The sequence below is a fragment of the Exiguobacterium sp. J17977 genome, assembly GCF_018616375.1.
Taxonomy (GTDB): Bacteria; Bacillota; Bacilli; order Exiguobacteriales; family Exiguobacteriaceae; genus Exiguobacterium; species Exiguobacterium mexicanum.
In genome coordinates this window covers 222,876-245,108 of the sequence record NZ_JAEQBB010000003.1, presented here as the reverse complement: position 1 = coordinate 245,108, position 22,233 = coordinate 222,876, and the positions used below count along the sequence as shown (strand labels likewise).

Here is a 22,233-nt window from a genome sequence, read left to right as displayed (position 1 = left end):
CTAGTAAAACTAGTAAAAAAGACTCTAACCAAATAAGTGGCTAGAGTCTTCTGCGTGGTTCTACTTACGCAACTGGGTAAACGCTCACTTGTTTCTTGTCGCGACCAAGACGCTCGAAGCGTACTACGCCGTCAACTTTTGCAAACAATGTGTCGTCGCCACCACGGCCGACGTTTTCACCTGGGTGAATCTTCGTACCGCGTTGACGGTAGAGGATTGATCCAGCTGAAACAGTCTGTCCGTCAGCGCGTTTAGCGCCGAGGCGTTTCGAAATCGAGTCACGACCGTTTTTAGTCGATCCTACTCCCTTTTTCGATGCGAAGAACTGAAGGTTCAATTGTAACATGAGGTCCACCTCCTATTGTTCAATTTGGATATAATCACCGTAACTATGGGCGATCGTGTCTAGTTGCACGAGCATCCCTTCTAATAACAGTTGGGTGCGAGTCATGTCCTCCGGTGATACGTCAGGATATGTCTCGACATAAAAGTAGCCACCCTCTGTTTTGTCTGCCATTTCTACAAGAAGCGATTGACCGGCAAGTACCTCGACAGCGTTATATGCCCCAAAGATGATGGCAGAAACGCCGGCACAGACCAAATCAGAACCGGGTTCAGCAAAGTTGGCGTGACCTGTCACTTCAACGGAACGAATCGACTTCGTTTCGTCTCGTCTGACCATTACTCGAATCATAGCTTACGCTTCGATTTTCTCGATGCGAACTTTCGTGTAAGGCTGACGGTGACCTTGCTTACGACGGTAGTTTTTCTTAGCTTTCATTTTGAAGACAGTGATCTTCTTCGCGCGACCGTGTTTAACGACAGTTGCTACGACTTTAGCGCCCTCTACGAGTGGAGCTCCGACTTTAACATCGTCACCACCAACGAAAAGAACTTCACCGAATTCTACAGTACCCTCGACATCAGCATCGAGTTTTTCGATGTAGATCTCTTGACCTGCTTCAACTTTGATTTGCTTACCACCAGTTTTGATGATTGCGTACATATACGTGCACCTCCTTATTAAACTCAGACTCGCCATCCAGGGCAGGGCGGAACCATTTAAACCCGTTCTGTGCGGTTGTAGCCATTTGGGTGCTTCCAAACGAACTAACGTTATAGATAATACCACTCTCGCTCAAACATTGTCAATGACGAGATACGAAATTCTGACATTCCTCGAGCGTCCCGTAGAACGCCACATCTGGCTCCCCATCGACGAGGAGGACCGTACAGTCAAAACCGTCCGAGAACGCGTCATGCCACTTGCTCGGGAGCGTCACGACGACGCTCTCGACTTGAGGCGCGAGCTCCATCAGCGTCCGCTCCAGCTGCGAGAAGACGGCAAGCTTCGACGGGCTACCGTTATACGTCATCCGATCTTGTATCGATCGTCCGGTCCGTTCCCGCGACAGCTCGAACAAGCCCATCCGCGTAAAACCGTACACTTCGACACGGCGCGGATCGCGAGCTCCGAGCTCTTTCATCTTCTTCAAGAGCCGTGCCTGGCCGTCCTTTGAACCTCTCAGGAAGTCGATGACGACCATGCCGCCGATATTGCGCAAGCGGAGCTGTTCCATCGTCGTATAGAGCGCGGCCTCATTGATCGTGTCGGCGGCGCGCCCCTTGTCTTTGACGGCGACGTTCTTGCCGCTGTTGACGTCGATGACGGTCATCGTCTCGACCTGCTCGATCAACACGTACGAACCGCCATCGAGCCAGACGACCCGTTGGCCGAGCTTTTCGATGGCCCCGTCGAGCCGAGCCGCTTCTTTAATCCGGCCTTTGCCGACGTAGCGTTCGACGTTGACCTCGAGCCGTGTCAACCGGTCCTGTGCTTCCTTGTCATTCAACATGACCGATTCGACCGCATGGCGTCGCACGAACTGTTCGCACAACAACTCATCTTGTCCCCGGCGTGCCGTGATGACTTCCGCAGCACGCGCCCGGAGCAAATCGAGTTCTTCTTGAAGGTCGGCCGGACTCGCTTGCCCCGACTCGGTCCGGAACAGCACCCCTTCCGCCTCCTCGAGCTCGAACACTTTTGATAACCGGTCCTGGGTGACGAGGTCGAGCTTACGGCTATACAGCTGGCGCCGTCCATATGGGAAGTAGACGATATAGCGTCCGCCGAAGCGGATGTTCTCCGTCACTTTATGATGTTTGCCGTTGATGCCTTCTTTCGTCACTTGGACGAGTCGCTTCTGGCCGACGACGGCCGCCTGACCGATCGCCGGCACGTTCGGATACGCCTCGAGCGCTTTCAACGTCTCGGCAATCGGCAAGAAGAACGTCGTTTCGCCGGTCGTCAAAAAAGCGGCGCCAAGCGACGGGTGAATCCGTTCGATCGCGGCCTCGAGAATTGTTCCGATCGATAATTGGTCGATGAAACGTTCCTCGACTTCGAGCAGACGCTCCCCGTCGACGAGCATGGCCCGTTCGATGGATGGCGTCCGTTCATAGATCAATCGCATATGCGTCTCTCCTTTCGACACAAAAAGGCAACTTTCGTTGCCTTAGGCTTTTTTCATTCCAAATTTCATCATGAGCCGCGTCCAGAAGCCGACCGGTTTTTGTTCGGTCTGAATCGACATGAGCGGCACCGACTCGCCGAGAATGCGGCGCGTGATGTTGCGGTACGCTTGTCCGGCGTTGTTGTCCGGGTTCATCGTGACCGGTACCCCACGGTTGGCGGCGGCGATGACTTCTTCATCGTCGACGACGACGCCGAGCAGGTCGATCGACAAGATACGCATGATGTCATCGATGTCGAGCATGTCGCCTGATTCGACGAGGTGGTTCTTGACGCGGTTGACGATCAGTTTCGGCGCAGCGACATGTTCCGCTTGCTCGAGCATGCCGATGATGCGGTCCGCGTCCTGAACGGCCGCCTTCTCAGGCGTCGTCACGACGACGGCCTCATCGGCGCCGGCGATGGCGTTCATGAAGCCTTGCTCGATACCGGCCGGGCAATCGATTAACACGAAATCATATTCCGTCTTCAACTGGTCGATAATTTCTTTCACTTGCTCCGGTTGGACCGATGTCTTGTCTTTCGACTGGGCCGCAGGCAAGAGATACATCTCTTCGAACCGCTTGTCACGGACGAGCGCCTGATGCAGTTTGCATTGGCCGTTGATGACGTCGACGAGGTTATAGATACTGCGGTTATCGAGTCCCAAGATGATGTCGAGGTTACGAAGACCGATATCCGTATCGACGAGACAGACCGAGTGACCAGACAATGCGAGGCCGGTCCCGAGGTTCGCGGTCGTGGTCGTCTTCCCGACGCCACCTTTCCCCGACGTCACGACGATGGCCCGACCTTTCTTCACTTCTTTCGCTGTATGTACAGGCTCTACTACTTGCTCCATCTAACTCACCCTCTCTGTAATTCCATTGCATATGCGTCTTTCAGCCCAGTCATGACTTGACGGAGACGCGTCATTTCAATACCTTGATTCGTCTGATATGCGCATCCCATCTCGATCTCCGGAAGCTCTTCGCCGTCGTCCGACGCGAGCACGTGTTCACCGATCGCTAAAAACTTCGGATGGAGCAGACTGGCGGTGATGACCGCTTCCTCCCATCCTTCGACACCGGCACGCACATTTCCTCGTATCGTCCCTAAACAATAGATACTTCCCGTCGCCCGAACCTCGGACCCCGGGTTGATGTCCCCGATAATGAGCACCGAGCCATCAAAGTCGAGCACTTGCCCGCTTCGAATCGTCCCGCTATGGTAGTGGAACGTCTTTTTGCCGTAGGTCGCTTTCGCTTCTTCGGTCAACATGACCTCGCTCGATAGCTCCTCGATATAAAAAACGCCATGACGAGCGACGACTTCACGAATTTGACGTGACAGCTCCTCGTCTACATAACGAGTACCCGCGTGCAACTTGAGTGCAATCTTCCCAGAGGGCGGCTCCATTTCTTGTAACGTGGCCTCAAGCTCTCCGAGCACCTCATCGATGCCACTCCGTGGATTGAAGTGGATTGCAATACCGTTGCGATGTCCTTTAATCGTAATATGTCGTTTACGCTCCATCATGGCTACCCTCTTTTCGCTACAGGTCGCGGCGCCACGTATCGTGTCATCGGCACGTATAACAGTGCGATGGCGACGGCGTTGGCGACGAGCGTCCCTGGAATCTGTTCAACTAATAGTGTTTGAATGGTCATGGTCGTCCCACCGACCGCCGTCATGACGCTAAAGATCCCGAAAGAAAATACGAGAATCATGAACGTGAACGTGATGACGACCGAGAAGAAGTTCTCACCTATATATTTTAACACGAAGCTGACTAAGAGAGGAATGAGTGAAAAAGTAAATAAGTAAATTCCGAGCAAGTCGGTGTAGACGATGTCATACAACAGTCCAAAGACGAGTCCGAATCCGAACGCCGCCTCGAAGCGACCATACAAACTGACGTACATCAAGCCGATCAATGTCAAATACAAGAACGGCGTCACATAGTGCCACGAGAAGATGGCGGCCCATGTCCCTTCAATAAGAAAGAGGAGGAACAGGGCGATGAACACTTTCATGTTACTCACCCGCTGCTCCTCCTTCCTCGGGACCCGTCAAGAACGGTTCGTCGAGCGTTCGATTGATGACGAACATTTGCGAGAACTCATTGAAGTCCGCTTCTGGTTTGATGCGGGCGACTTGAGACACGCCATATTCATCCGTTTCGATCGACTCGACCGTTCCGACGACAAGACCGGCCGGATAACGGCCACCGAGACCTGACGTCGACACGATCTCGCCTTCTTTCAACTTGACGCTGTTTGAGACCTTCGTGAAAAAGAGCTCGTTCGTCTCGCTGTCGAAGCCGTCAATCGTCCCGTACGTCGCTTTGCCGTCCTCGTCCTTGACGACGGCCGAGACGTTGTTGGTCCGGTTGTTGTCCGAGAGGAGTTGCACTTGCGACGTGTAGGCGCTCGTTTGAATGACGCGACCGACCATACCGCCGGCGGCCGTGACGGCCATGCCTTTCTCGACACCGCGCTCTTCCCCGACGTTAATCGTCACATAGCGTTGCCAGTCGTTCGGCGTGCGCCCGATTACTTCGGCGGGAATCAAATCGAAGTCACGGAGCGACGTATCGGCCGCCTCGACCATTTGCCGCAATTCTTCGTTCTCACGGCGCAGGTCATCGGCTTCGACCGACACTTCCGCGTATTTCGTCAAATGTTGTTTCAATTGACGGTTCTCTTCATAAATATCGCGTACGTTCGAAATCGAGGACACGGTACTGTCCATCCAGCCGATCGGCACCGTGAACACCCGTTGGAACGTTCCGACCACATCACGCGTGACGTCCTGGTACCAGGCGGATTCCGACCGTCCTCGAATCGAAACCCCCAAGATGACTACGAACAAGATGATACCAATCAGCGTGATGATGAGCTTTTTATTGCGTACGAACCGGCTCATCGTGTGTCACCACTCATCGACGCGACGAGATGCCTGATTTTGAACGGAGGACGTCCATCATTTCAAGAGATTTTCCTGTCCCGATGGCGACGCAATCGAGCGGCTCATCCGCGACGAGCGTCGGGATATGTGTCTCGTCCGAGATGACGTCATCCAAGTTTTTGAGGAGTGCGCCACCGCCTGTGAGGACGATGCCGCGATCCATGACGTCAGCCGCAAGTTCCGGTGGCGTCTGCTCAAGCGTTTGTTTCACGCCAGCGAGAATCGCTTCGACCGTATCCGAAAGTGCTTCGCACACTTCAGAAGCCGAGACTTCGATTTGTTTCGGAAGGCCTGTCACGAGATCGCGACCACGGATTTCCATCTTCTCATCTTCGTTCGAAGCATCGATGCGAGCCGAACCGACTTCCATCTTGAGCGTCTCTGACGTCCGCTCCCCGATCATGAGGTTGTATTTGTTTTTGATGTAACGAATAATGGCGTCATCCATTTCGTCACCGCCGACACGAATCGATTGGCTCGTCACGATGCCGCCGAGTGAAATCACTGCGACTTCGGTCGTACCGCCACCGATATCCACGACCATCGAGCCTGTCGGTTCCCAAACCGGGAGACCGGCACCGATTGCTGCCGCGAACGGCTCTTCAATCGTATACGCTTCACGCGCGCCAGCTTGCTTGGCTGCGTCTTCCACGGCACGTTTTTCAACTGACGTGATGCCGCTTGGCACACAAATCATGACGTTCGTCTTCGATGAGAACAAACCGCTCTTCGACTTCTGCGCTTGCTCCATGAAGTATTTGATCATCGTCGCTGTCGTTTCGAAATCGGCGATAACCCCATCTTTCATCGGACGGCGTGCCGTGACGTTACCCGGCGTACGTCCAATCATATCCTTGGCCTGGTTACCCACGGCCTCAATTCTACCTGTATCTGTACGGAACGCCACTACCGACGGTTCACGAACAACGATGCCTTGACCTTTTACATAAACGAGCGTATTTGCCGTTCCAAGGTCGATTCCGATTTCTCGGTTAAAACTACGAAACATACGTGCTGCTCCTCTCTTGGTTACACTATTTTTTATTATAACGGAAAAATCATGTTTGAAAACGTTCATTCGATTACAGGTTATTTACAATAACGTTCATCTCAGTCCTGTCTCACCGTATATTAGTGTGCCTTCTTTTCGACAAAAACGCAAATCAAAAAGCAAGCGCGTGAAAGCGCCTGCCTAGATTGTTACGGGTTCTCGTCAAATCTGCTTCAACGCCTCGAACACAGCGGTTCGAAGCATCGGTCGGTTTGTGTCATCCAATTTCACGAAAAAGCTCTTCAAAAACGTTTTCACGTTATGGACGACGTGCCAATAAAGTTCGGGCTCGAGTTGCTGCTTTTGTACGCTCAATTGAGCCGGCAAGCCGTCTAATAGAACAATGATTTCGTGCTCATCCATCCCGCGCCCGAGCAAGGCGAAGATGGGATTCAGCAACCGCTCATCCTCATCATGCACATATATGCTTGGAATCAACACTTTGTCCCATAGCGCCTCAAGCATCTCGCTGAACTCCGTCTCGTCAAGGTGCGGATGCAGGACGAGCTCGTCGAAGGCATCGGCCACATGGGCGATTGAATGGGCCCAGCCTTTCCCAGGCACATAACCTCTCGTATCGATTTCACAATCGAGATAGGCAAGGAGCTTCGCCTTCAACATGTCGAGATCCGCTTCCGATAAAAAGCCTCGTTGCCGGTCCTGATACACAATCAAGGCGATCAACAGCGTCGAGAACGCCCGCGTGAAGACGGTATCCGATGCCGTCTCCCCGATGCCGTGGAACAAGTGGTATTTGAGCGTCGTCTGAAACATGTCCGTCAATTGCTCGTCCGTCAGTTGCTCGTCTTCGATGATGAATCGATAAAACAGCGTATAAATCAACTGGTCCCGAAGCTCCGCATCCGTCGAGCCGATGTGATGGAGCATCGACTGGAGGACCCGTTCCTCGTCCAAATCGTGCAATCGAACCGTCCCGTCCTTTATGTCTATCAATATCCGCTTTAAATCAAGTTCCTGATAGATGGTTTCCTCACTCATGTCTAATCACATTCCCTCTCAGTCAGTCGTATGTAAACGTATACTCTCGGGGTTCGACACCATATCAGATGACTCCTTCCAACGCAAAAAAAGCAGGCGACGTTTTGCCTGCTTCACATTCAATTCAATGCAAGTTCAAATCGAAAATCATATAGTATCTCACTTTAGCTAATAATAGAGAGGAGGAACACTTGCCAAAAAGGATATTTGTTTAATTATTTTATATCTAGCAAAGCGCTACAGTTTCTTTGAACATAAAAAAATGAACTGAATTGGAGATGCAATTTGGTTCGTCCGCAGCCTAAAGTAATACGAGTCATATTACCTCATTTTGTTCTTGCTCTTTTTCTTTTATATTTAGGATACTTCCTAGCGATTGTTTCCTCTGGTTTCACCTTAAATAATTCACTTAGTCTACCCACCGATATAAATAGGGTAGAAAGTGAAAATAACCCATAATTGATATATTTCACATATTCATCCTGCGTTTTTAATAGGGTATCATCAAAAGCTAAACCGTGCCATTGTTCATGAAGTCTTTTATAATCTTGTGATAAATCATTCATGTCATTATTATTTACATAATCGTTTTTGTCGCCTTCATATGACCATATAATATGTAATTTTTCATTTAAGCTTAATAAATCACTGTCAGCCTTCATTTCAGCAGTTAGATTTAAGATAATTGTCCATGTACTTAAGGTGATTAAAAATCCGTACCCAATTATTTCAAGCTTTCTCGCATTTCTCGGACTTAATTTTATCGTTAAAATTAACATAAAAAAAACTGCTATAGAGAATGACACGACTAAAAAAAACATAACGTTTATTGCTACCAATCTTATTCCCCCCCAAGTAATATTCATTTCCTAACAATCGGACACGAAAAGTAATTTAACTTTGATTGATCGATGGCGCAACAGTTTTTTAGAAGTTAAATAACCAACAAGGGCCCCATATATATTTTTTTGCATTGCTTGCACACGTATGTATAAGGGTCAACCTCTTCAATCGCATGCTTTTTAGATTCACAATAATATTAATCCATAAAGAGTCAACATATGGTATATGACGCCTTGCTAAGCCATTTTTCTTTTTAGAACAATGGAATGACAAGATTTATAAAGACAACTATAAAAGAATTATGAATAAATAAGATTTTATATAGGCCTAGGGCATCACTAAATCACCTCATTTTAGAAGAAACAAAAAATATAATTACATCAATCTACAAATAAAAAGCAGACGCATATGCGCCTGCCCACCGTTCACCCGTTCATATACCCTCTTTGCTTCATACTGACGTAATGGTCCTCCCCGATGATGACGTGATCGAGGCAAGCGATGCCGACGATATGACCTGCCTCGACGAGACGCTCCGACACCTCGATGTCTTCCCGGCTCGGGGTCGCGTCCCCGCTCGGATGGTTATGGACGGCGATGAAACACGCCGCCGACAGTTTAAGCGCCTCGCGAAACACGTCGCGCGGATGGACGATCGACGAATTGAGACCACCGACGAACAACGTCTTGCGGGCGATGAGCTGATTCTTCGTGTTCAAATACAGGCAGATGAAATGTTCCTGATTCAACAGCCGGAGCTCATCACGGAGCAGTTCATAGGCGTCCTGCGGCGAACGAATCGTCGGCGTCTCCACTTTCGGTTCCTCGACATAACGGAGACCAATCGCGAACGCCGCGAGCAACTGCTCGGCTTTCTTCTTCGTCATGCCTTCGATTTGACAGAGGTCGCTCACGGACGCCTGCGACAGCGCCCGGAGCGTCGGATATACGTCGGACAGCCGTCGGGCCGTCTCGTGCGGGTCGCCACCTCTGCCCCCGATTTGGAGCAGCCGGGCGATTGCGGATTCAACACTTCGGTCGAGCACCATGGTCATTCCTTCACCAACTTTCGCTTCATTCACAGAAAGCGCGGCGATACCCCGTGTCGTCCGAGCGTCTCGACGAGCGGACGAATCGGCAGACCGACGACGTTATAAAAGTCGCCTTCGAGCCGTTCGACGAACAGACCGCCCGATCCTTGAATCCCGTAGGCCCCGGCCTTGTCATACGGCTCCGTCGAATCGAGATAGCCGTCTAGCCATGCGTCCGGGATATCGATGAACGTGACGTGCGTCGTCGTGACGAACAAGTCTTGCCGCTCGGGCCCGATGATGCTGACGCCGGTGAGCACTTCATGTGTCGCGCCCGATAAGCGTTGCAGCATGTCCCGCGCGTCGTCCCGGTCTTTCGGCTTCTCTAAAATCGTCCCGTCTAAGACGACGACCGTATCCGAGCCGATGACGACGGCGTCACGGTTGTCACGGGCGACGTCCATCGCTTTCTCGCGGGCGAGGCGTCCGACGTACTCGTCCGGGTGCTCCCGACCGTTCGTCCCTTCGATGACGTTCGAGGGGATGACCTCATGGGTGATCCCGGCCTGGGTCAACAGCTCGGTCCGCCGCGGCGACATCGAGGCGAGGATGACACGTTTCTGTGTTGGTTTCATTGTAACGACTCCTTCCATATGTGCGTAACGGGCTTCTTTCCCGTATCACACTTCACTGTTGATTGTAGGCAAACGGGCAGGCGTTTACAATCCGCGACGCCTCAAAAAAACGTCCCTCCTTTTCGAAGGGACGCTCGAATCATGGTGTCGTATAGTCGTACACCGGGATGTCTTTCGGTGTGAACGTCTGGGCCGGTACGTACCGGTCCTCGACGAGTTGATCAAGGTCCGGGCGATAGAACGCGTCGAGTTCGACCGTGAAGTCGAGCGGCTCGGCCGTCTCGGTCGTGTTCGGTCCCGTCTCCGTCGGTCCGGTGAACTGGACCGTGCGCAAGATGTGAATCCGGTTCATCGACTCGACCGACTCGAGGAACAAGACGAGCGACTCGTACGTGTCCGCCTGGAGCGACACCGTCGAGCGGACCGATGAGGCGTTGACCGGCGTGATTTCGACCGGTTCGGCCGGTTCAGCCGTCGCGCTCACATCGTTCGGTTCCGGCTCGTCGATGTCTTCCGGCACTTCCGATTCGGCGATGATGCCGTCAGCGAAGGCGATGCTCGTCACGCGGACGTCCGACAGTTGACTCGCCTGCGACAACGTCTCGACGACCGTGTCGAGCGCCGCCTCGGTCGGGACACGCGTCTGCAGGCGCTGGGAGTCGGCGACGTCGACGACGTCGCCTTCTTGGCGCAACAGTTCGAGCTTCGTCTGTTCGAGCGAAAGTTCCCGTTCGAGCGACTTGACGTTGCCTTGGTGGATGAAATACTGGTAACCGAAATAAGAAGGTACGGCGATGGCCGCAAACAAACAGATTGTGAAAATCAAATAAATCGTCGAGCGTTTCATTCGCTCACCACCTCCTCATCGGTCGTCTCTTCCGTCTCGCCGTCCGGGATCTCACCATCTGGGGTCTCCCCTTCCGGCGTCTCCGGTTCGGCATCGAGGAACGTGAAGGTGAATTCGCCGATATAGCGCGGGAGCGGTTCGTCTGTCGAGTCGAGCACGCTCGGCGACAGCGTCGAATCCGTGTCAGTGTCCGTCTCTTCTTGTTCCGTCTCCGCTTTCGTCTCGGTCGTCACACCGAGCAGTTTGACGTTCTCAAACCGCACGTCGTTCAACAGCGAGCGTTGGAACACGTTCAAATCGGCGAGCGTCTCAAACTGCGTGCGCACGCTCATGAGCGAACCGTCGGCGTAGTTATACGTCAACACGTAGCCCGTCGGCGGCAATTGTTCCGTCAAGGCCCGCAGTGCTGGCACGGCCAATTTCTCTTCGGCCGAGAGCGCCGTCACCGTCTGGTCGAGCGACAGGACTTGCTGCCCCTTCGAGTTCACTTGCTCGGTCTGATAGATGCGGACGAGCTGCAACTGTTCCTCAACCTGCGCCTCGTTCTGTTTCATCTCGTTCACTTCATAGAACAAGTACCCGGTCGCCCCGCCGCCAATCAAGAGCGCGAGCAAGCTCGCGATAATCGGCCACCGGAGTGTCACATCGGTCGAGTTGATGAAGTTGGCATCGTGTTCCTTGTCGAGCGTCGCCATGCCGAGGAGCGGCAACATCTGGTGCGACAACGGCGTCGCGTGCGAGAGCGGGAGCGGGTCGTCGATGCGTTTGACCGGCACCATCGCCTCGCTTTCAATCGTCCGGACGAGGTCATCGAGGTTCGGGACCGTCCCCGAGACGAGCAACTCGTCAATCGGACGTCCGTCCGTCCGGAGCGAGTAGCGATAGAAGTCGAGGAAGCGAGCGAGTTCGTTCAACCACTCATCCGTCTGCGTCGCGAGCGTCTCCTTCGAGCCGCTATATGTATACGTAATGATTCCGTCCGTCGTCTCGGCGCGATACGGGAGGTCGGTCTCGATGGCCCGGATGAACCGGACTTGCCCTTCCTCAAGGACGAGCAACTGGTGCGCGAACGGTGTCACGTGCCAGAGGAGCGTCGATTTGAGCGGGTCGAGCGTCTCGAGTCGGCTCACGCCGTTCGCGATCGCGACCGGGCGTGGAACGATTTTCTTCAATTGGAACCCGCGTTTCTTCATGTAAGCGCGGATGGCTTTCGTCAAATCGACCGAGACGGCGTGGAGCATGACCTCGGTCTTCGTGTCCGTCTCGCCGAGCACCTCATAGTCGAAGGCGACGTCGTCGAACGGTAAGATGATCGAGCTGCCGATTTCCATGAACAGATAGCCGCGGATCTCATCTTTCGGGATCGTCGATGGAATCTCGACTTTGCGGGACAACACTTCGGTCTCGGCCATGTCGACGGCACAGACCATCCCTTTTCGTACTTTCAGTTTACGGCACAGTTCATCAAAGGCGAGACCGAATGCGTTCTCGTCTTCGATGCGTCCTCCCGTATAGGCACCTTTCGCCAATTGGACGGAGGCGCTGCGTTTGAACACGCCCTGTTTAATCACGGCCCCGTGGATGCTGAGCGCATCGAACGAGAAATACGCGACCGTTCCTTTCTCTATAGACCGGCTCATGCTGGTTTCCCCCTACATCAAATCAAAATACCAATCAAAGAAGCGTTCGCTGAACCAAAACGTCAGCATCGTGCCGAGTGCGATCGACGGCACGAATGGAATCGGTTGTTTGCGATCCATCCGTTTCAAGCCGATGAGCGTCAATCCGACGACCGCTCCAATCAGGCTCGATAAAAAGAGTGCGACGAGAACGTCGCGCGGCCCGAGGACGAGCCCGATTACTGTAAATAGTTTGACATCGCCGGCCCCAAGTCCCCCCTTGGAGACGAAAAAAACGGTGGCGAGGACGGAAAAGCCGAGCGCCGCTCCAGCAATCGGGCTCCACCAGACGACGCCTGCACTATAGGCGAGCAAGAGGAGGACCGGTGCCGTGAACATGAGAATCACGTTCGGCACGAGCATCGTCGACAAGTCCGACATCGCCAAAGCGAGGAGCGTCGATAAGAAGACGAAGGCGAGAAGCGTCGTGAGGCTAAAGCCATACAGCCAGAAACTGTAGGCGTAACCGACCGCTCCGAGCAGTTCGAAGAGCGGGTACGTCGGCGCGATCCGCCCGCCACAACCGCGGCATTTCCCGCGCAGGAACACGTAACCGAAGACCGGAATCAGTTCCCAAGCCGATAGGACGTGTCCACATGACGGACAATGCGAGCGCGGCGTGACGATGGACTGTTTGCGTGGCACGCGGAGCCCGACGACGTTCGTGAATGACGTGATGACGGCCCCGAGGACGAGGCTATAAATGAGTCCGATGAGTTCAACCAATCGAGGTCACTTCCTTACTTGTAAGTATATGCCAAAAACAGAAAACCGGCTAGGCTGAGCGAGTGCCCAGCGCCAGCCGGAAAAATTCATTAATCTGCTAAATCACTAACTGCATCACGATTGACGGAAGCTTCTGCCAAGGGCTCTTCTTCACCAATCGCTTTTGAAGCGCCAATTAATTGAACAGTATAAGTATATTTACCACTCGTTTCATCAATAACAACTTGTGCAGTTCCATATCCACCATCACCAAATGGATCTTTCAATCCTTCAACATATTCAAGTCCATTTCCACCAGTTGTAAATACTAAAGTGTCATCGCCTGGGTTTGATGTAGTGTGAATTTTAGCCGCGCTCACCATCTGCTTCGCATCGGCAACCATCGCATCTTTACGTGAGTTCTCGATAATTCCACCAATCGCGACAACGGCGATGGCTGCGATAATCCCCAAGATAACGACGACGACGAGCAACTCGACGAGCGTGAGTCCGCGCTCATCTTTCAATTGTTTGGCATCTTGCCAAATCATTTTCATTTTCTCTAACATGATTCATTCTCCCCTTTTGTGTGTTGTGCTGTGTTGTGTGCTGCATGCATTACCTTAGACCTAATAAAAAGTAGAACAATTTTACTATACATTCAAAAAATAGGATTGAAAAGATACAAATCTGCAAATAAATAAAAAGTTTCTACTGATTTTGGATATCGCCATAAATTTGGAACATCGGGACGACAATCGCGATGACGATGACGCCGACGATGCTCGCCAAGACGACAATCAACAGTGGCTCGATAATCGATTTTAGGCGGTCTGTCGTCGTCTCGACCTCGGTCTCATAAAACTCCGCGACCTCGTTCAACATCGAGTCTAAATCCCCGCTCTCCTCGCCAACCGCAATCATTTGCGTCATGAGCGGCGGAAAGCTATCGTTCCGTTCGAGCGGTTCATGGAGTGGAATCCCTTGCGCCATCATCTTCCGTGCTTGGCCGAGTCCTTTACGGATGACCCGGTTTGAAACGATTTTCTCAGTAATTTCAATCGCCGACAAAATCGGGACAGCCGCTTGAAGCAAGACGGCCAAACTTCGCGTCAATAACGCGATTTGCGACTTTAGGACGATTGGCCCAAAAATCGGCATCTTCAACAGCAATCCATCAATCACGTAGCGCTCCTTATCGCGTTTCAACATCCAGGTGAAGACGAGCAAGGCGAGGAGCGCCCCACCGAAGATGAGCCACCAATAGGCGGCGACGAAATCGGAGACGGCGACGACGATACGCGTGATGAGCGGGAGTTCCCCGCCGAGCTGTCCGAAGATGCTCGCGAATGTCGGGACGACGTTGACCATGAGGAACGCGACGACACCGATGGCGACAATCGAGACGACGAGCGGATACGTCAACGCCGAGATGACTTTCCGTTTGACGTCATATTGTTTTTGGAGCTGGAGCCCGATTTGGTCGAGCGCCTCCTCCAAGTTCCCGCTCGCCTCACCTGCGAGTGCCATCGAGCTAAAAAAGTTCGAGAACACGCGCGGATGTTTCTTGATCGCCTCCGAGAAGGCGATTCCTTCGCGTAAATCGTCCTCGACTTGGCTGAGCGTCTTCTTCAACACTTTCGATTCGGTCTGGACGCGCAAGATGGATGTGGCCCGAACGATTGGCACGCCGGCCCGGATGAGCGTCGCGAACTGACGCACATACATAATCAAATGTTCAATCTTGACCCGCTCCGGGAGCAGGTTCACTTCTTTATTCAATCCGGTCGACTCGAGTTCAGCGAGCTCGGTGACGAGAATCGATTCTTGGCGAAGTTTTTCTTTCGCCTCCCGGAGCGAGACGGCGGTGACTCGCCCTTTCTTACGCTTTCCGTTCAGCAGTTTGCCTTCATATTGGAAGATGGCCATTCAGTCACCTCTCTTCATTTGGTACGGCGTTCGGGTTGATGACTCCTTGACGGACGAGCTGTTCGATCGCCATGTCCATCGTCTGCATCCCGTTCTGCCGGTTCGTCTGGATGACGGTCGGGAGTTGGAACTCCTTCTCGTTCCGAATCAAGTTGGCGACGGCCGGATTGCCAATCATAATCTCCATCGCGGCGACACGACCTTTCGGGACGTCGACGCGCGGGAAAAGACGCTGACTGACGACACCGAGCAGGACGTTGGCGAGCTGGGTCCGAATCTGGTCCTGTTGCTCGGCCGGGAACGCGTCGATAACACGGCTGACGGTCGACATCGCGCTCGACGTATGGAGCGTAGCCATGACGAGGTGCCCCGTCTCAGCGGCCGTCATCGCCGTCGAAATTGTCTCGAGGTCACGCATCTCGCCGAGCAAGATGACGTCCGGGTCTTGCCGGAGCGCGGCCCGAAGACCGTCGACGAACTTCATGACGTCCGAGCCAATCTCGCGCTGGTCGACGATGCTCTGATCGTGCGAATGCAAATACTCAATCGGATCTTCGAGCGTGATAATGCGCTTGCGCTGCGTCCGGTTAATCTCATGAATCATCGCGGCGAGCGTCGTCGACTTCCCCGACCCCGTCGGTCCTGTGACGAGAATGAGGCCGTATGGCTTCTCAATCAACCGCTTTAACACTTGCGGCAAATCGAGCTCGTTCATCGTCGGGATTTCCCCGGAAATGGACCGGAACGCGATCGCGACCGTGCCCCGTTGGTAATAGGCGTTGACGCGGAACCGCGACACGCGCGGGACCCCGAACGAGAAGTCGAGGTCACGCTGCATCTCGAGCCGGCCCCGCATCTCTTCGGTCATGATCTCTTTCAAATAACTCTCGATATGGAGCGGCAACACTTTCTCGTCACCCATCGTGATGAGGCTGCCGTCGACCCGAATAATCGGCGGCGAGCCGGCGGTCAAATGGATGTCCGAGGCGCGTTGTTCGACCGCTTTCGTTAAAATCACTTCAATCGACTGATGGATCATAGGCTCACTCCGTTATCACTGTTCTCAATATTTCTTCGGTGTTCGTCAGTCCGAGTGCGACTTTCTCAAGTCCATCGGCGAGGAGGAAGCGGACGCCTTGTGCTCTCGCATAAGCGACCATTTCGGCCTCCGTCGCCTGGTTCATAATCAACCGGCGTAATCCTTCATCAATCGGCACGACCTCATGGATGGCGAGCCGTCCACGGTACCCCGTGAAGTTACACGAGGCGCAACCGTTGCCACGCATGATCCTTTCAACGGGGACGCCTTCAGCAGCAAACAGTTCCTGTTCGCGTTTCGACACCGGCTGTTCGTGCCCGCAGTCCCGACAGACGCGACGGACGAGCCGCTGAGCGACAAGTCCGGACGTCGAGGCGGCGACGAGGAACGGTTCGACCCCCATATCAATCAAGCGGGTGATCGAGCTGATGGCCGAGTTCGTATGTAACGTCGACAACACCAAGTGACCGGTCAATGACGCCCGGATGGCAATCTCGGCCGTCTCGGTGTCACGAATCTCCCCGACCATGACGATGTTCGGATCTTGTCGCAAAATCGAGCGCAGACCCGACGCGAACGTCAAGCCGACCTTGGTGTTTACCTGGACTTGGTTGATCCCGTCGAGCTGATACTCGACCGGATCTTCGACCGTGATGATGTTCTTCGATTCATCGTTCAGTTCGCGTAGCGACGCATAGAGCGTCGACGACTTCCCTGATCCGGTCGGCCCGGTGATGAGGATAATCCCGTTCGGCCGTTTCAACATGTCGCGGTACACCGTCTCGTTCTGGTCGCCGAAGTCGAGTTTCGTCAAATCGGTCAACCCTTCCGAAGAATCGAGCACCCGGATGACGATTTTTTCGCCATACATCGTCGGGAGCGTCGAGACGCGGAAGTCGTACGGGCGGCCCCGCAGCGTATATTTGATGCGTCCGTCCTGCGGCAAACGGCTCTCGGTGATGTCTAAGTTACTCATGACCTTGAGCCGTGTCAGCATGACGCTTTGAATCTTTCTCGGATAAATCGCCTCGGTCCGGAGGTCACCATCGACCCGGAAACGAACGTACAACTGTTTCTCGTGCGGGTCAAAGTGGATATCTGAGGCGCGCTGGTCAATCGCGCTCAAGAAGAGCTGATTGACGAGCCGGATGACCGGCGCGTCGTCGCGCGACGCCGTCTCTTCGCGCTCGAGTTCCGGCGCTTCTTCTTTTAAAATCTCGATGAGTGACGCGTCCATCTCGTAGTAGCGACCAATCGTCTTGCGAATCTGTTCGCGCGTGGCGATCCCGACCTCGATGTTCATCCCGGTCTGGAGCCTGACGTCATCGATGGCAATCAAGTCGAGCGGGTCCGCCGTCGCGATGAACAGGGTGTTCCCTTGTAACGAAATCGGCATGATGTCATGTTTTTGGGCGATGACTTTCGGGACGAGTTTCGTCACGGTCACGTTGATGTCTTCTGAATATAATGAGATGACCGGCACGTTCAACTGTTCGTGCAACACTTGAATCAGTTGGGTCTCGGTCAAATAGTTCAAACGCATGAGCGCATCCCCGAGCTTTTCCCCGGTCCGCTTTTGTGCGAGCGCTTCATCGAGCTGGGCTTGCGTGATGATTCCCGCCTCGACGAGCATCTCGCCGAGCCGTTTTTTCATTCTTCTCAACTTACTTCACCATCCTCTGTGGTACCTCCTGTGCGACGTCTCGCTGTTCGATGAACGTACTGAGTGCCGCACCGCCGGCCAAACCGAGGGCGAGGAGGACCCACGCCCACCACGTCCGCTCGAGCCCTTCAACATACAGGCTATAGACGCCGAGCGAAAGCACGGCGACGAGCAACACGATGACCCCTTTCGTCTCGCGTTTCCGAATGTACGGAATCGACAAGGCGAACACAGTCAATGTGGCGAGTACCCAAAAGGCAATCAAAATCAAATATCCGATCATCCGACTGCCCCCTCACTTGGTACCGGATCCGTGTCATGAACCGGTGGCTGTTCTTCAAACTGATTCAATCCGTCATCTTCTACATCGTCATCGAACGGGTCATCTTCCAGTGTTTCATCTGGGAAAGTTGGGATGACCGGTTCGACAGGCTCTGGAGGCGGAAGCGGGACGGAACTTTTCGTCACAATCTCCGGGATCGGCTCGTAAAAATCGAATCCGAGCAGTTCGAGCGACTCGCCCGTATCCGTGATGCGGACACGGTATAGCTTGCCTGACTCGCCGGTCTGTCCGGACTGGGTCACAGACGAACTGCCGGCCGTGAGCGATGGCGAGAAGCGGACGATATTTTGGTACGGGACGCTCGTCACGTCTTCGACGCGCGATTCATAGGCGCCGACGAACATCTTGCCGAGTAATTGGACGGTCATCGCGTTCCCTTCTTCCAACACGATGAGCGCGTACGGCGTCTGTTCCGTATTCTGGACGGCGAAGTTTGAGCGTTCATCGACTTTGACGTCGTAGCCGAGCTCGATGCCGGACGGGAGCGTCTCATGTTGCACCCGTTCGAGGATTTGGAACGGTGTCGCCGCGAACAATTGATACATCGATGATCCGAGCGTGCTGAGCGCGTCAAAATCTTCCCCGAACGCTTTCAAGCTGAAGATATCCCCCGCCTCCATCTCGAAGCCGTTCATTCGTTCAAGTGCCGAGCGCATCGCTGGTGTCGGACTCACCGTGATCGAGGCGACGACTTCGCTCTCCGTCGCCGTCATCTCGAGGACAACGTCCGAGTTCAAGTTCGATGCCGCTTCGACGAGCGGTGGTGTCACCATCGATAGCGTCACCGGTTGATTCTCTAAGTAAGGCGTCAATCGCTCTTCGTCGACCGTCGTGACGAGCGGATATGTACCTGGTTCAGAAGCCGTCTTGAGCGTCGCATCGACGTTGAATGAGACGACGTCCTTGCCGACCTCGAGTGCCGTCCCATCGACGAGCGTCACCGTGAACGGCGTGTTATTGAAGTCTTTGATGGCGTTATCGAGTCGGACGACCGCCTCTTGCTTCGTCATCCCCGACACGTCGATACCGGCCACGGTCGTCTCTTTATATGTAGCAGTCGTCTTCGCCGAGGCGTCGAGATAGTTCACGAGCCCAATCGTCGGCAATGACACGAGCAGCACGAGTCCCGCCAGGATGAACAAATGCATCCCATATCGCTTCATTCCATTTCCCCCTCTATTTCAAGTCAAATGAGACTTTTGAATTACTATCCGTTCCCACTGTAACTTTAGTATAATATGCATTGTACAGAAAATAACAATTATTTCAGGTGAAAAGTCTCTTTTTTCCTATCTTTAAATGAATTTTGAAAAGGAGGTCAATGCGTTGGACCGTTCCGAACAAGGTTTCACGCTCGTCGAAGTACTCGTCTCGATCGTCGTCGTCTCAATCCTGGCATTATCGCTCATGAATATCTTCTCCCAAAGCTTGCGAATCACCTCCTCGGATCTTGACCGGACCGTGGCGAACCAAGTCGCCCAAAACACGCTCAATACGTTGAAACGTCGGGCAGCCGAGACACGGGACCCGATCGATATCGCGGCGCTCCAACAAACACCGGCCAACGTCTGTGATTTGTGTGATGTCACCATCAACGGGCGCGCCTTCGATGTGACCATCCTCTCTCCGGGCAATGAGCCGGCCGCTGACCTCGTCAACGTCGAGATTACCGTCGCCTCGGAGACGTTGCTCCAACCGATTACCTTGAAAGGAGTGGTGACGAATGCGACGCTTCAAGATAAATTCCCTGAGACGGACGTTCCAGAGCTTCCGTGACCGTGAGGATGGCGTCACGCTCGTCGAGTTGTTGCTCGCGCTCGTCATCTCTGCCATCTTCGCCGGCATTGTGATCACCGTCTTTTTGTCCGGCTCGCTCGGTTTCCGTCTGACGAACGATACGAGCTCGCTTCGAAGCGAGGCCGACTATTTGATCACGAGTGTCCTCCAAGACATCAACCGGACCGAGTTCGACGCCTTGACCGTCAACGGGGATACATATTCGTTCCACCGTCTCCATACCCCACGCATCTCGACGGAAGGCATCCTGTATCGGCAAGGTGATTATATAGAGGACGCCGTGCTCGAGCTCGACCCCTCGAGCTTTGTGACGAATAACCCTAACGTCATCGTTCAGGCCGTCGACATTGACCTCCGTGACGAAGTGACCGACCCGAGACGCGGACGTGAGGCATATATCACTTCTGGATTGATTGAAATTCAAGTAACACTCGCCTCTCGTGAAGATACGACGCTCGTCAAAACGTTCACGAGCACTATCCCGTTATGAAAAGAGGGAGTCAAATGAAACAAGATGAACGAGGCTACGTCCTCATCCTCGTCCTCGTGACGATGGCGGCACTCGCCGTCCTCTCGCTCGCAGCGATTCAAGTCAACTTGGCCACGAACAAGCAGACGAATCTCCGTGTCGACGAGACACAGCTCGACACCGACGTCAAAGGCGTGCTCGATGTGCTCGTCGCCGACCTCCGAGCGACGTTCCCGCTCCACGATGCGAACGTCGTCCAACCATATATGGAGAACGAGCAATTGTTCCAGGCGAAAGTCGAGACTGTACTTAAACAAGATACGTTGTATGCAGGGACGCGCCAATCGGGCGATAACGATATCCGCTACTCAATTACCCGCTCGACAGCGGACCAGGCGAACGCCCCGTTCACGACGGTGCTCACGTTGACCGCGACCGGGACGACGAAAGCGAAACCGGAACAGCCGATGCAAACAAGCTCGTATAGCCAGGAAGTGTACGTGACGGCCCTCCCGTCATTCCTCTATTATGTGCTCGGGTCGGACGACACGTTGACGGTCAACGGTCCACCGAAGATTGAAGGGAACTTGTTTGCAGGTACGGAGCTCGCACTCGAACGCGACGCGAAGTACCAACTGAAAGACCAAATCAACACGCTGAACAATAGCGCTTCGAGCCGGTTTTATCTCGATGGCCGCATTGACCTCGGAAACGGGGCGACGTGCGACGGCTGTGAAACTCCGAACTATTTCACGAACTCGACTACTCCAGGTGTGAACCATGAACCTGAGATTGGTCCGGTCGAAAGCAGCTTCTCCAATTTCAATTACGGTTACTCGGTCGTTCAATACGTGAATCGGTTTATGGGTTCTTTGGCGGACATCCCGTATAATGCCAATCCGGCCGATGAAATCTTTGCTAAATCGAATATCACTCGAACGAATGAGCCATTCATCGAACAAATCTATCGCCCCGTTAACTCGAACAAACCAGAATTGCTGAAAACTAATTTGATCGATCAAGGTAAATTAGATGCCATCACTGGCATGCAAATCGTGAGGCTACACCCGGAGGCAATCGCTAACTATACGGGCAAGGACGGTATCTCGATTGTCATTTCAAAATCAATCGCTAGCAAGACAACCCCGCTTCTATTAGATGGCGACGTAACCATCGATTCATTGAATGAGATCACAATCAGTCGCCCCCTGATCATTAACGGCGATTTAACGATTCGTGGAAAGGTCGCTTTTAATACAACGGTATATGCGCTCGGTGATACGTATATCGATGGGGCTGACTTGTTGCCGGCGACCGCGGGGGGCAATGACAGTTCACTCGTACTCCTCTCCAAAGGGAAAATTTTGTTAAACCGAATCAATGAGTTCCAGAACACGTCTTCTACACTACAAGCGTTCATGTACAGCGCCTCGACTGAACCGACTCGTCTCTATGCTGTCGGATCAATCGTCAACATGAAAGGCGGTCTATATAGTAAAGGCCCACTCGAAGTGAACACGTTCCGCGGCACATTCAAATCGTTGCCGGAACAGGCAAATAAACAAGCATCTTTCGCCCCGGGAAATGTTGACGCTTATGCTGAAGTCGATAAATCTCGTCTCGTCATGGAATACAACGAAGGCGTATTCCGACAAATCACTACACTACCGGTCACGAACCAGTTGCAACTGTTTGTCGGCCAACAACTGAAGCAATAATAA

At 53.3% G+C, this 22,233-nt stretch carries 25 protein-coding genes and 1 other annotated feature; of the genes, 3 read left to right on the top strand and 22 right to left on the bottom strand.

The genetic code is table 11. The features are described from left to right. Positions 1–64: 64 nt before the first annotated feature. The 22 genes from rpmA to KNO58_RS07310 form a co-directional block, all read right to left on the bottom strand. Positions 65–346 carry a 50S ribosomal protein L27 gene (gene rpmA, locus KNO58_RS07415; protein ID WP_016508537.1) on the bottom strand — a complete coding sequence of 94 codons (282 nt, stop codon included), beginning with the start codon at positions 344–346 and terminating at the stop codon, positions 65–67. A gap of 12 nt (positions 347–358) precedes the next feature. Beyond that, positions 359–694, bottom strand: a complete 336-nt coding sequence (locus KNO58_RS07410; protein ID WP_031200131.1) for a ribosomal-processing cysteine protease Prp — start codon at positions 692–694, stop codon at positions 359–361. A gap of 3 nt (positions 695–697) precedes the next feature. Then, complete coding sequence (gene rplU / locus KNO58_RS07405; protein ID WP_016508528.1) at positions 698–1,006, bottom strand: 50S ribosomal protein L21; 309 nt, start codon at positions 1,004–1,006, stop codon at positions 698–700. A 15-nt stretch (positions 1,007–1,021) separates the two neighbouring features. After that, positions 1,022–1,093 (bottom strand) — a sequence feature (ribosomal protein L21 leader region). Between the two features lie 55 nt (positions 1,094–1,148). Then, the gene (locus KNO58_RS07400) at positions 1,149–2,474 is read right to left on the bottom strand and encodes a ribonuclease E/G (protein ID WP_214752695.1); all 1,326 of its coding nucleotides are present in this window, start codon (positions 2,472–2,474) and stop codon (positions 1,149–1,151) included. A gap of 42 nt (positions 2,475–2,516) precedes the next feature. Next, positions 2,517–3,374 (bottom strand): septum site-determining protein MinD, encoded by an 858-nt coding sequence (minD, locus tag KNO58_RS07395; RefSeq protein ID WP_051627738.1) that lies wholly within the window; start codon positions 3,372–3,374, stop codon positions 2,517–2,519. Positions 3,375–3,379: 5 nt separating this feature from the next. After that, positions 3,380–4,048, bottom strand: coding sequence for a septum site-determining protein MinC (locus KNO58_RS07390; protein ID WP_251026138.1), 669 nt, complete (start codon positions 4,046–4,048; stop codon positions 3,380–3,382). A 5-nt stretch (positions 4,049–4,053) separates the two neighbouring features. Next, on the bottom strand, positions 4,054–4,548 hold the full coding sequence (mreD, locus tag KNO58_RS07385; RefSeq protein ID WP_214752887.1) for a rod shape-determining protein MreD: 495 nt from the start codon (positions 4,546–4,548) through the stop codon (positions 4,054–4,056). 1 nt (position 4,549) lies between these two features. After that, entirely contained in the window at positions 4,550–5,440 is an 891-nt protein-coding gene (mreC, locus tag KNO58_RS07380) for a rod shape-determining protein MreC (RefSeq protein WP_214752693.1), read from the bottom strand. 13 nt (positions 5,441–5,453) lie between these two features. Continuing rightward, a complete protein-coding gene (locus KNO58_RS07375; RefSeq protein ID WP_214752691.1) occupies positions 5,454–6,491 on the bottom strand; it encodes a rod shape-determining protein in 1,038 nt (345 codons plus the stop codon). A gap of 204 nt (positions 6,492–6,695) precedes the next feature. Then, positions 6,696–7,532 (bottom strand): DUF2785 domain-containing protein, encoded by an 837-nt coding sequence (locus KNO58_RS07370; protein WP_214752689.1) that lies wholly within the window; start codon positions 7,530–7,532, stop codon positions 6,696–6,698. A gap of 326 nt (positions 7,533–7,858) precedes the next feature. After that, a complete protein-coding gene (locus KNO58_RS07365; protein WP_214752687.1) occupies positions 7,859–8,311 on the bottom strand; it encodes a hypothetical protein in 453 nt (150 codons plus the stop codon). Between the two features lie 489 nt (positions 8,312–8,800). Next, entirely contained in the window at positions 8,801–9,430 is a 630-nt protein-coding gene (radC, locus tag KNO58_RS07360) for a RadC family protein (protein ID WP_029595830.1), read from the bottom strand. Between the two features lie 23 nt (positions 9,431–9,453). Beyond that, positions 9,454–10,041, bottom strand: coding sequence for a Maf family protein (locus tag KNO58_RS07355; RefSeq protein ID WP_251026137.1), 588 nt, complete (start codon positions 10,039–10,041; stop codon positions 9,454–9,456). Between the two features lie 139 nt (positions 10,042–10,180). Continuing rightward, entirely contained in the window at positions 10,181–10,888 is a 708-nt protein-coding gene (locus KNO58_RS07350) for a hypothetical protein (protein ID WP_214752683.1), read from the bottom strand. Then, the gene (gene pilM, locus KNO58_RS07345; protein ID WP_214752681.1) at positions 10,885–12,528 is read right to left on the bottom strand and encodes a pilus assembly protein PilM; all 1,644 of its coding nucleotides are present in this window, start codon (positions 12,526–12,528) and stop codon (positions 10,885–10,887) included. The genes KNO58_RS07350 and pilM overlap by 4 nt, the downstream gene beginning before the upstream one ends. Positions 12,529–12,540: 12 nt before the next feature. Continuing rightward, entirely contained in the window at positions 12,541–13,293 is a 753-nt protein-coding gene (locus tag KNO58_RS07340; RefSeq protein ID WP_214752679.1) for a prepilin peptidase, read from the bottom strand. An 89-nt stretch (positions 13,294–13,382) separates the two neighbouring features. Next, the gene (locus KNO58_RS07335; protein ID WP_214752677.1) at positions 13,383–13,841 is read right to left on the bottom strand and encodes a prepilin-type N-terminal cleavage/methylation domain-containing protein; all 459 of its coding nucleotides are present in this window, start codon (positions 13,839–13,841) and stop codon (positions 13,383–13,385) included. Between the two features lie 142 nt (positions 13,842–13,983). Beyond that, positions 13,984–15,201: a type II secretion system F family protein gene (locus KNO58_RS07330; RefSeq protein WP_214752675.1), complete on the bottom strand. Its 1,218-nt coding sequence runs from the start codon at positions 15,199–15,201 to the stop codon at positions 13,984–13,986. Positions 15,202–15,205: 4 nt separating this feature from the next. Continuing rightward, positions 15,206–16,240: a type IV pilus twitching motility protein PilT gene (locus KNO58_RS07325; RefSeq protein ID WP_021066866.1), complete on the bottom strand. Its 1,035-nt coding sequence runs from the start codon at positions 16,238–16,240 to the stop codon at positions 15,206–15,208. A 4-nt stretch (positions 16,241–16,244) separates the two neighbouring features. Continuing rightward, a complete protein-coding gene (locus tag KNO58_RS07320; RefSeq protein WP_251026152.1) occupies positions 16,245–17,894 on the bottom strand; it encodes a GspE/PulE family protein in 1,650 nt (549 codons plus the stop codon). Between the two features lie 10 nt (positions 17,895–17,904). After that, positions 17,905–18,186 (bottom strand): hypothetical protein, encoded by a 282-nt coding sequence (locus tag KNO58_RS07315; protein WP_214752671.1) that lies wholly within the window; start codon positions 18,184–18,186, stop codon positions 17,905–17,907. Then, the gene (locus tag KNO58_RS07310) at positions 18,183–19,409 is read right to left on the bottom strand and encodes a G5 domain-containing protein (RefSeq protein WP_214752669.1); all 1,227 of its coding nucleotides are present in this window, start codon (positions 19,407–19,409) and stop codon (positions 18,183–18,185) included. Before KNO58_RS07310 ends, KNO58_RS07315 begins: the two co-directional genes overlap by 4 nt. A gap of 163 nt (positions 19,410–19,572) precedes the next feature. Here KNO58_RS07310 and KNO58_RS07305 point away from each other — a divergent pair, with 163 nt between their 5' ends. From KNO58_RS07305 to KNO58_RS07295, 3 genes are read left to right on the top strand one after another with little or no spacing between them, the layout of a single operon-like run. Further along, positions 19,573–20,022, top strand: coding sequence for a prepilin-type N-terminal cleavage/methylation domain-containing protein (locus KNO58_RS07305; RefSeq protein ID WP_029595841.1), 450 nt, complete (start codon positions 19,573–19,575; stop codon positions 20,020–20,022). Beyond that, entirely contained in the window at positions 19,970–20,533 is a 564-nt protein-coding gene (locus tag KNO58_RS07300) for a PilW family protein (protein ID WP_214752667.1), read from the top strand. Before KNO58_RS07305 ends, KNO58_RS07300 begins: the two co-directional genes overlap by 53 nt. A gap of 14 nt (positions 20,534–20,547) precedes the next feature. Further along, positions 20,548–22,230, top strand: coding sequence for a hypothetical protein (locus KNO58_RS07295; RefSeq protein WP_214752664.1), 1,683 nt, complete (start codon positions 20,548–20,550; stop codon positions 22,228–22,230). Positions 22,231–22,233 lie beyond the last annotated feature (3 nt).

What these genes read in the sequence shown, in the direction of transcription:
- rpmA (WP_016508537.1), bottom strand. Translation starts at nt 346, where the DNA reads ATGTTACAATTGAACCTTCAGTTCTTCGCATCGAAAAAGGGAGTAGGA.
- KNO58_RS07410 (WP_031200131.1), bottom strand. Translation starts at nt 694, where the DNA reads ATGATTCGAGTAATGGTCAGACGAGACGAAACGAAGTCGATTCGTTCC.
- rplU (WP_016508528.1), bottom strand. Translation starts at nt 1,006, where the DNA reads ATGTACGCAATCATCAAAACTGGTGGTAAGCAAATCAAAGTTGAAGCA.
- KNO58_RS07400 (WP_214752695.1), bottom strand. Translation starts at nt 2,474, where the DNA reads ATGCGATTGATCTATGAACGGACGCCATCCATCGAACGGGCCATGCTC.
- minD (WP_051627738.1), bottom strand. Translation starts at nt 3,374, where the DNA reads ATGGAGCAAGTAGTAGAGCCTGTACATACAGCGAAAGAAGTGAAGAAA.
- KNO58_RS07390 (WP_251026138.1), bottom strand. Translation starts at nt 4,048, where the DNA reads ATGGAGCGTAAACGACATATTACGATTAAAGGACATCGCAACGGTATT.
- mreD (WP_214752887.1), bottom strand. Translation starts at nt 4,548, where the DNA reads ATGAAAGTGTTCATCGCCCTGTTCCTCCTCTTTCTTATTGAAGGGACA.
- mreC (WP_214752693.1), bottom strand. Translation starts at nt 5,440, where the DNA reads ATGAGCCGGTTCGTACGCAATAAAAAGCTCATCATCACGCTGATTGGT.
- KNO58_RS07375 (WP_214752691.1), bottom strand. Translation starts at nt 6,491, where the DNA reads ATGTTTCGTAGTTTTAACCGAGAAATCGGAATCGACCTTGGAACGGCA.
- KNO58_RS07370 (WP_214752689.1), bottom strand. Translation starts at nt 7,532, where the DNA reads ATGAGTGAGGAAACCATCTATCAGGAACTTGATTTAAAGCGGATATTG.
- KNO58_RS07365 (WP_214752687.1), bottom strand. Translation starts at nt 8,311, where the DNA reads ATGTTAATTTTAACGATAAAATTAAGTCCGAGAAATGCGAGAAAGCTT.
- radC (WP_029595830.1), bottom strand. Translation starts at nt 9,430, where the DNA reads ATGACCATGGTGCTCGACCGAAGTGTTGAATCCGCAATCGCCCGGCTG.
- KNO58_RS07355 (WP_251026137.1), bottom strand. Translation starts at nt 10,041, where the DNA reads ATGAAACCAACACAGAAACGTGTCATCCTCGCCTCGATGTCGCCGCGG.
- KNO58_RS07350 (WP_214752683.1), bottom strand. Translation starts at nt 10,888, where the DNA reads ATGAAACGCTCGACGATTTATTTGATTTTCACAATCTGTTTGTTTGCG.
- pilM (WP_214752681.1), bottom strand. Translation starts at nt 12,528, where the DNA reads ATGAGCCGGTCTATAGAGAAAGGAACGGTCGCGTATTTCTCGTTCGAT.
- KNO58_RS07335 (WP_214752677.1), bottom strand. Translation starts at nt 13,841, where the DNA reads ATGTTAGAGAAAATGAAAATGATTTGGCAAGATGCCAAACAATTGAAA.
- KNO58_RS07330 (WP_214752675.1), bottom strand. Translation starts at nt 15,201, where the DNA reads ATGGCCATCTTCCAATATGAAGGCAAACTGCTGAACGGAAAGCGTAAG.
- KNO58_RS07325 (WP_021066866.1), bottom strand. Translation starts at nt 16,240, where the DNA reads ATGATCCATCAGTCGATTGAAGTGATTTTAACGAAAGCGGTCGAACAA.
- KNO58_RS07320 (WP_251026152.1), bottom strand. Translation starts at nt 17,894, where the DNA reads ATGAAAAAACGGCTCGGCGAGATGCTCGTCGAGGCGGGAATCATCACG.
- KNO58_RS07315 (WP_214752671.1), bottom strand. Translation starts at nt 18,186, where the DNA reads ATGATCGGATATTTGATTTTGATTGCCTTTTGGGTACTCGCCACATTG.
- KNO58_RS07310 (WP_214752669.1), bottom strand. Translation starts at nt 19,409, where the DNA reads ATGAAGCGATATGGGATGCATTTGTTCATCCTGGCGGGACTCGTGCTG.
- KNO58_RS07300 (WP_214752667.1), top strand. Translation starts at nt 19,970, where the DNA reads ATGCGACGCTTCAAGATAAATTCCCTGAGACGGACGTTCCAGAGCTTC.
- KNO58_RS07295 (WP_214752664.1), top strand. Translation starts at nt 20,548, where the DNA reads ATGAAACAAGATGAACGAGGCTACGTCCTCATCCTCGTCCTCGTGACG.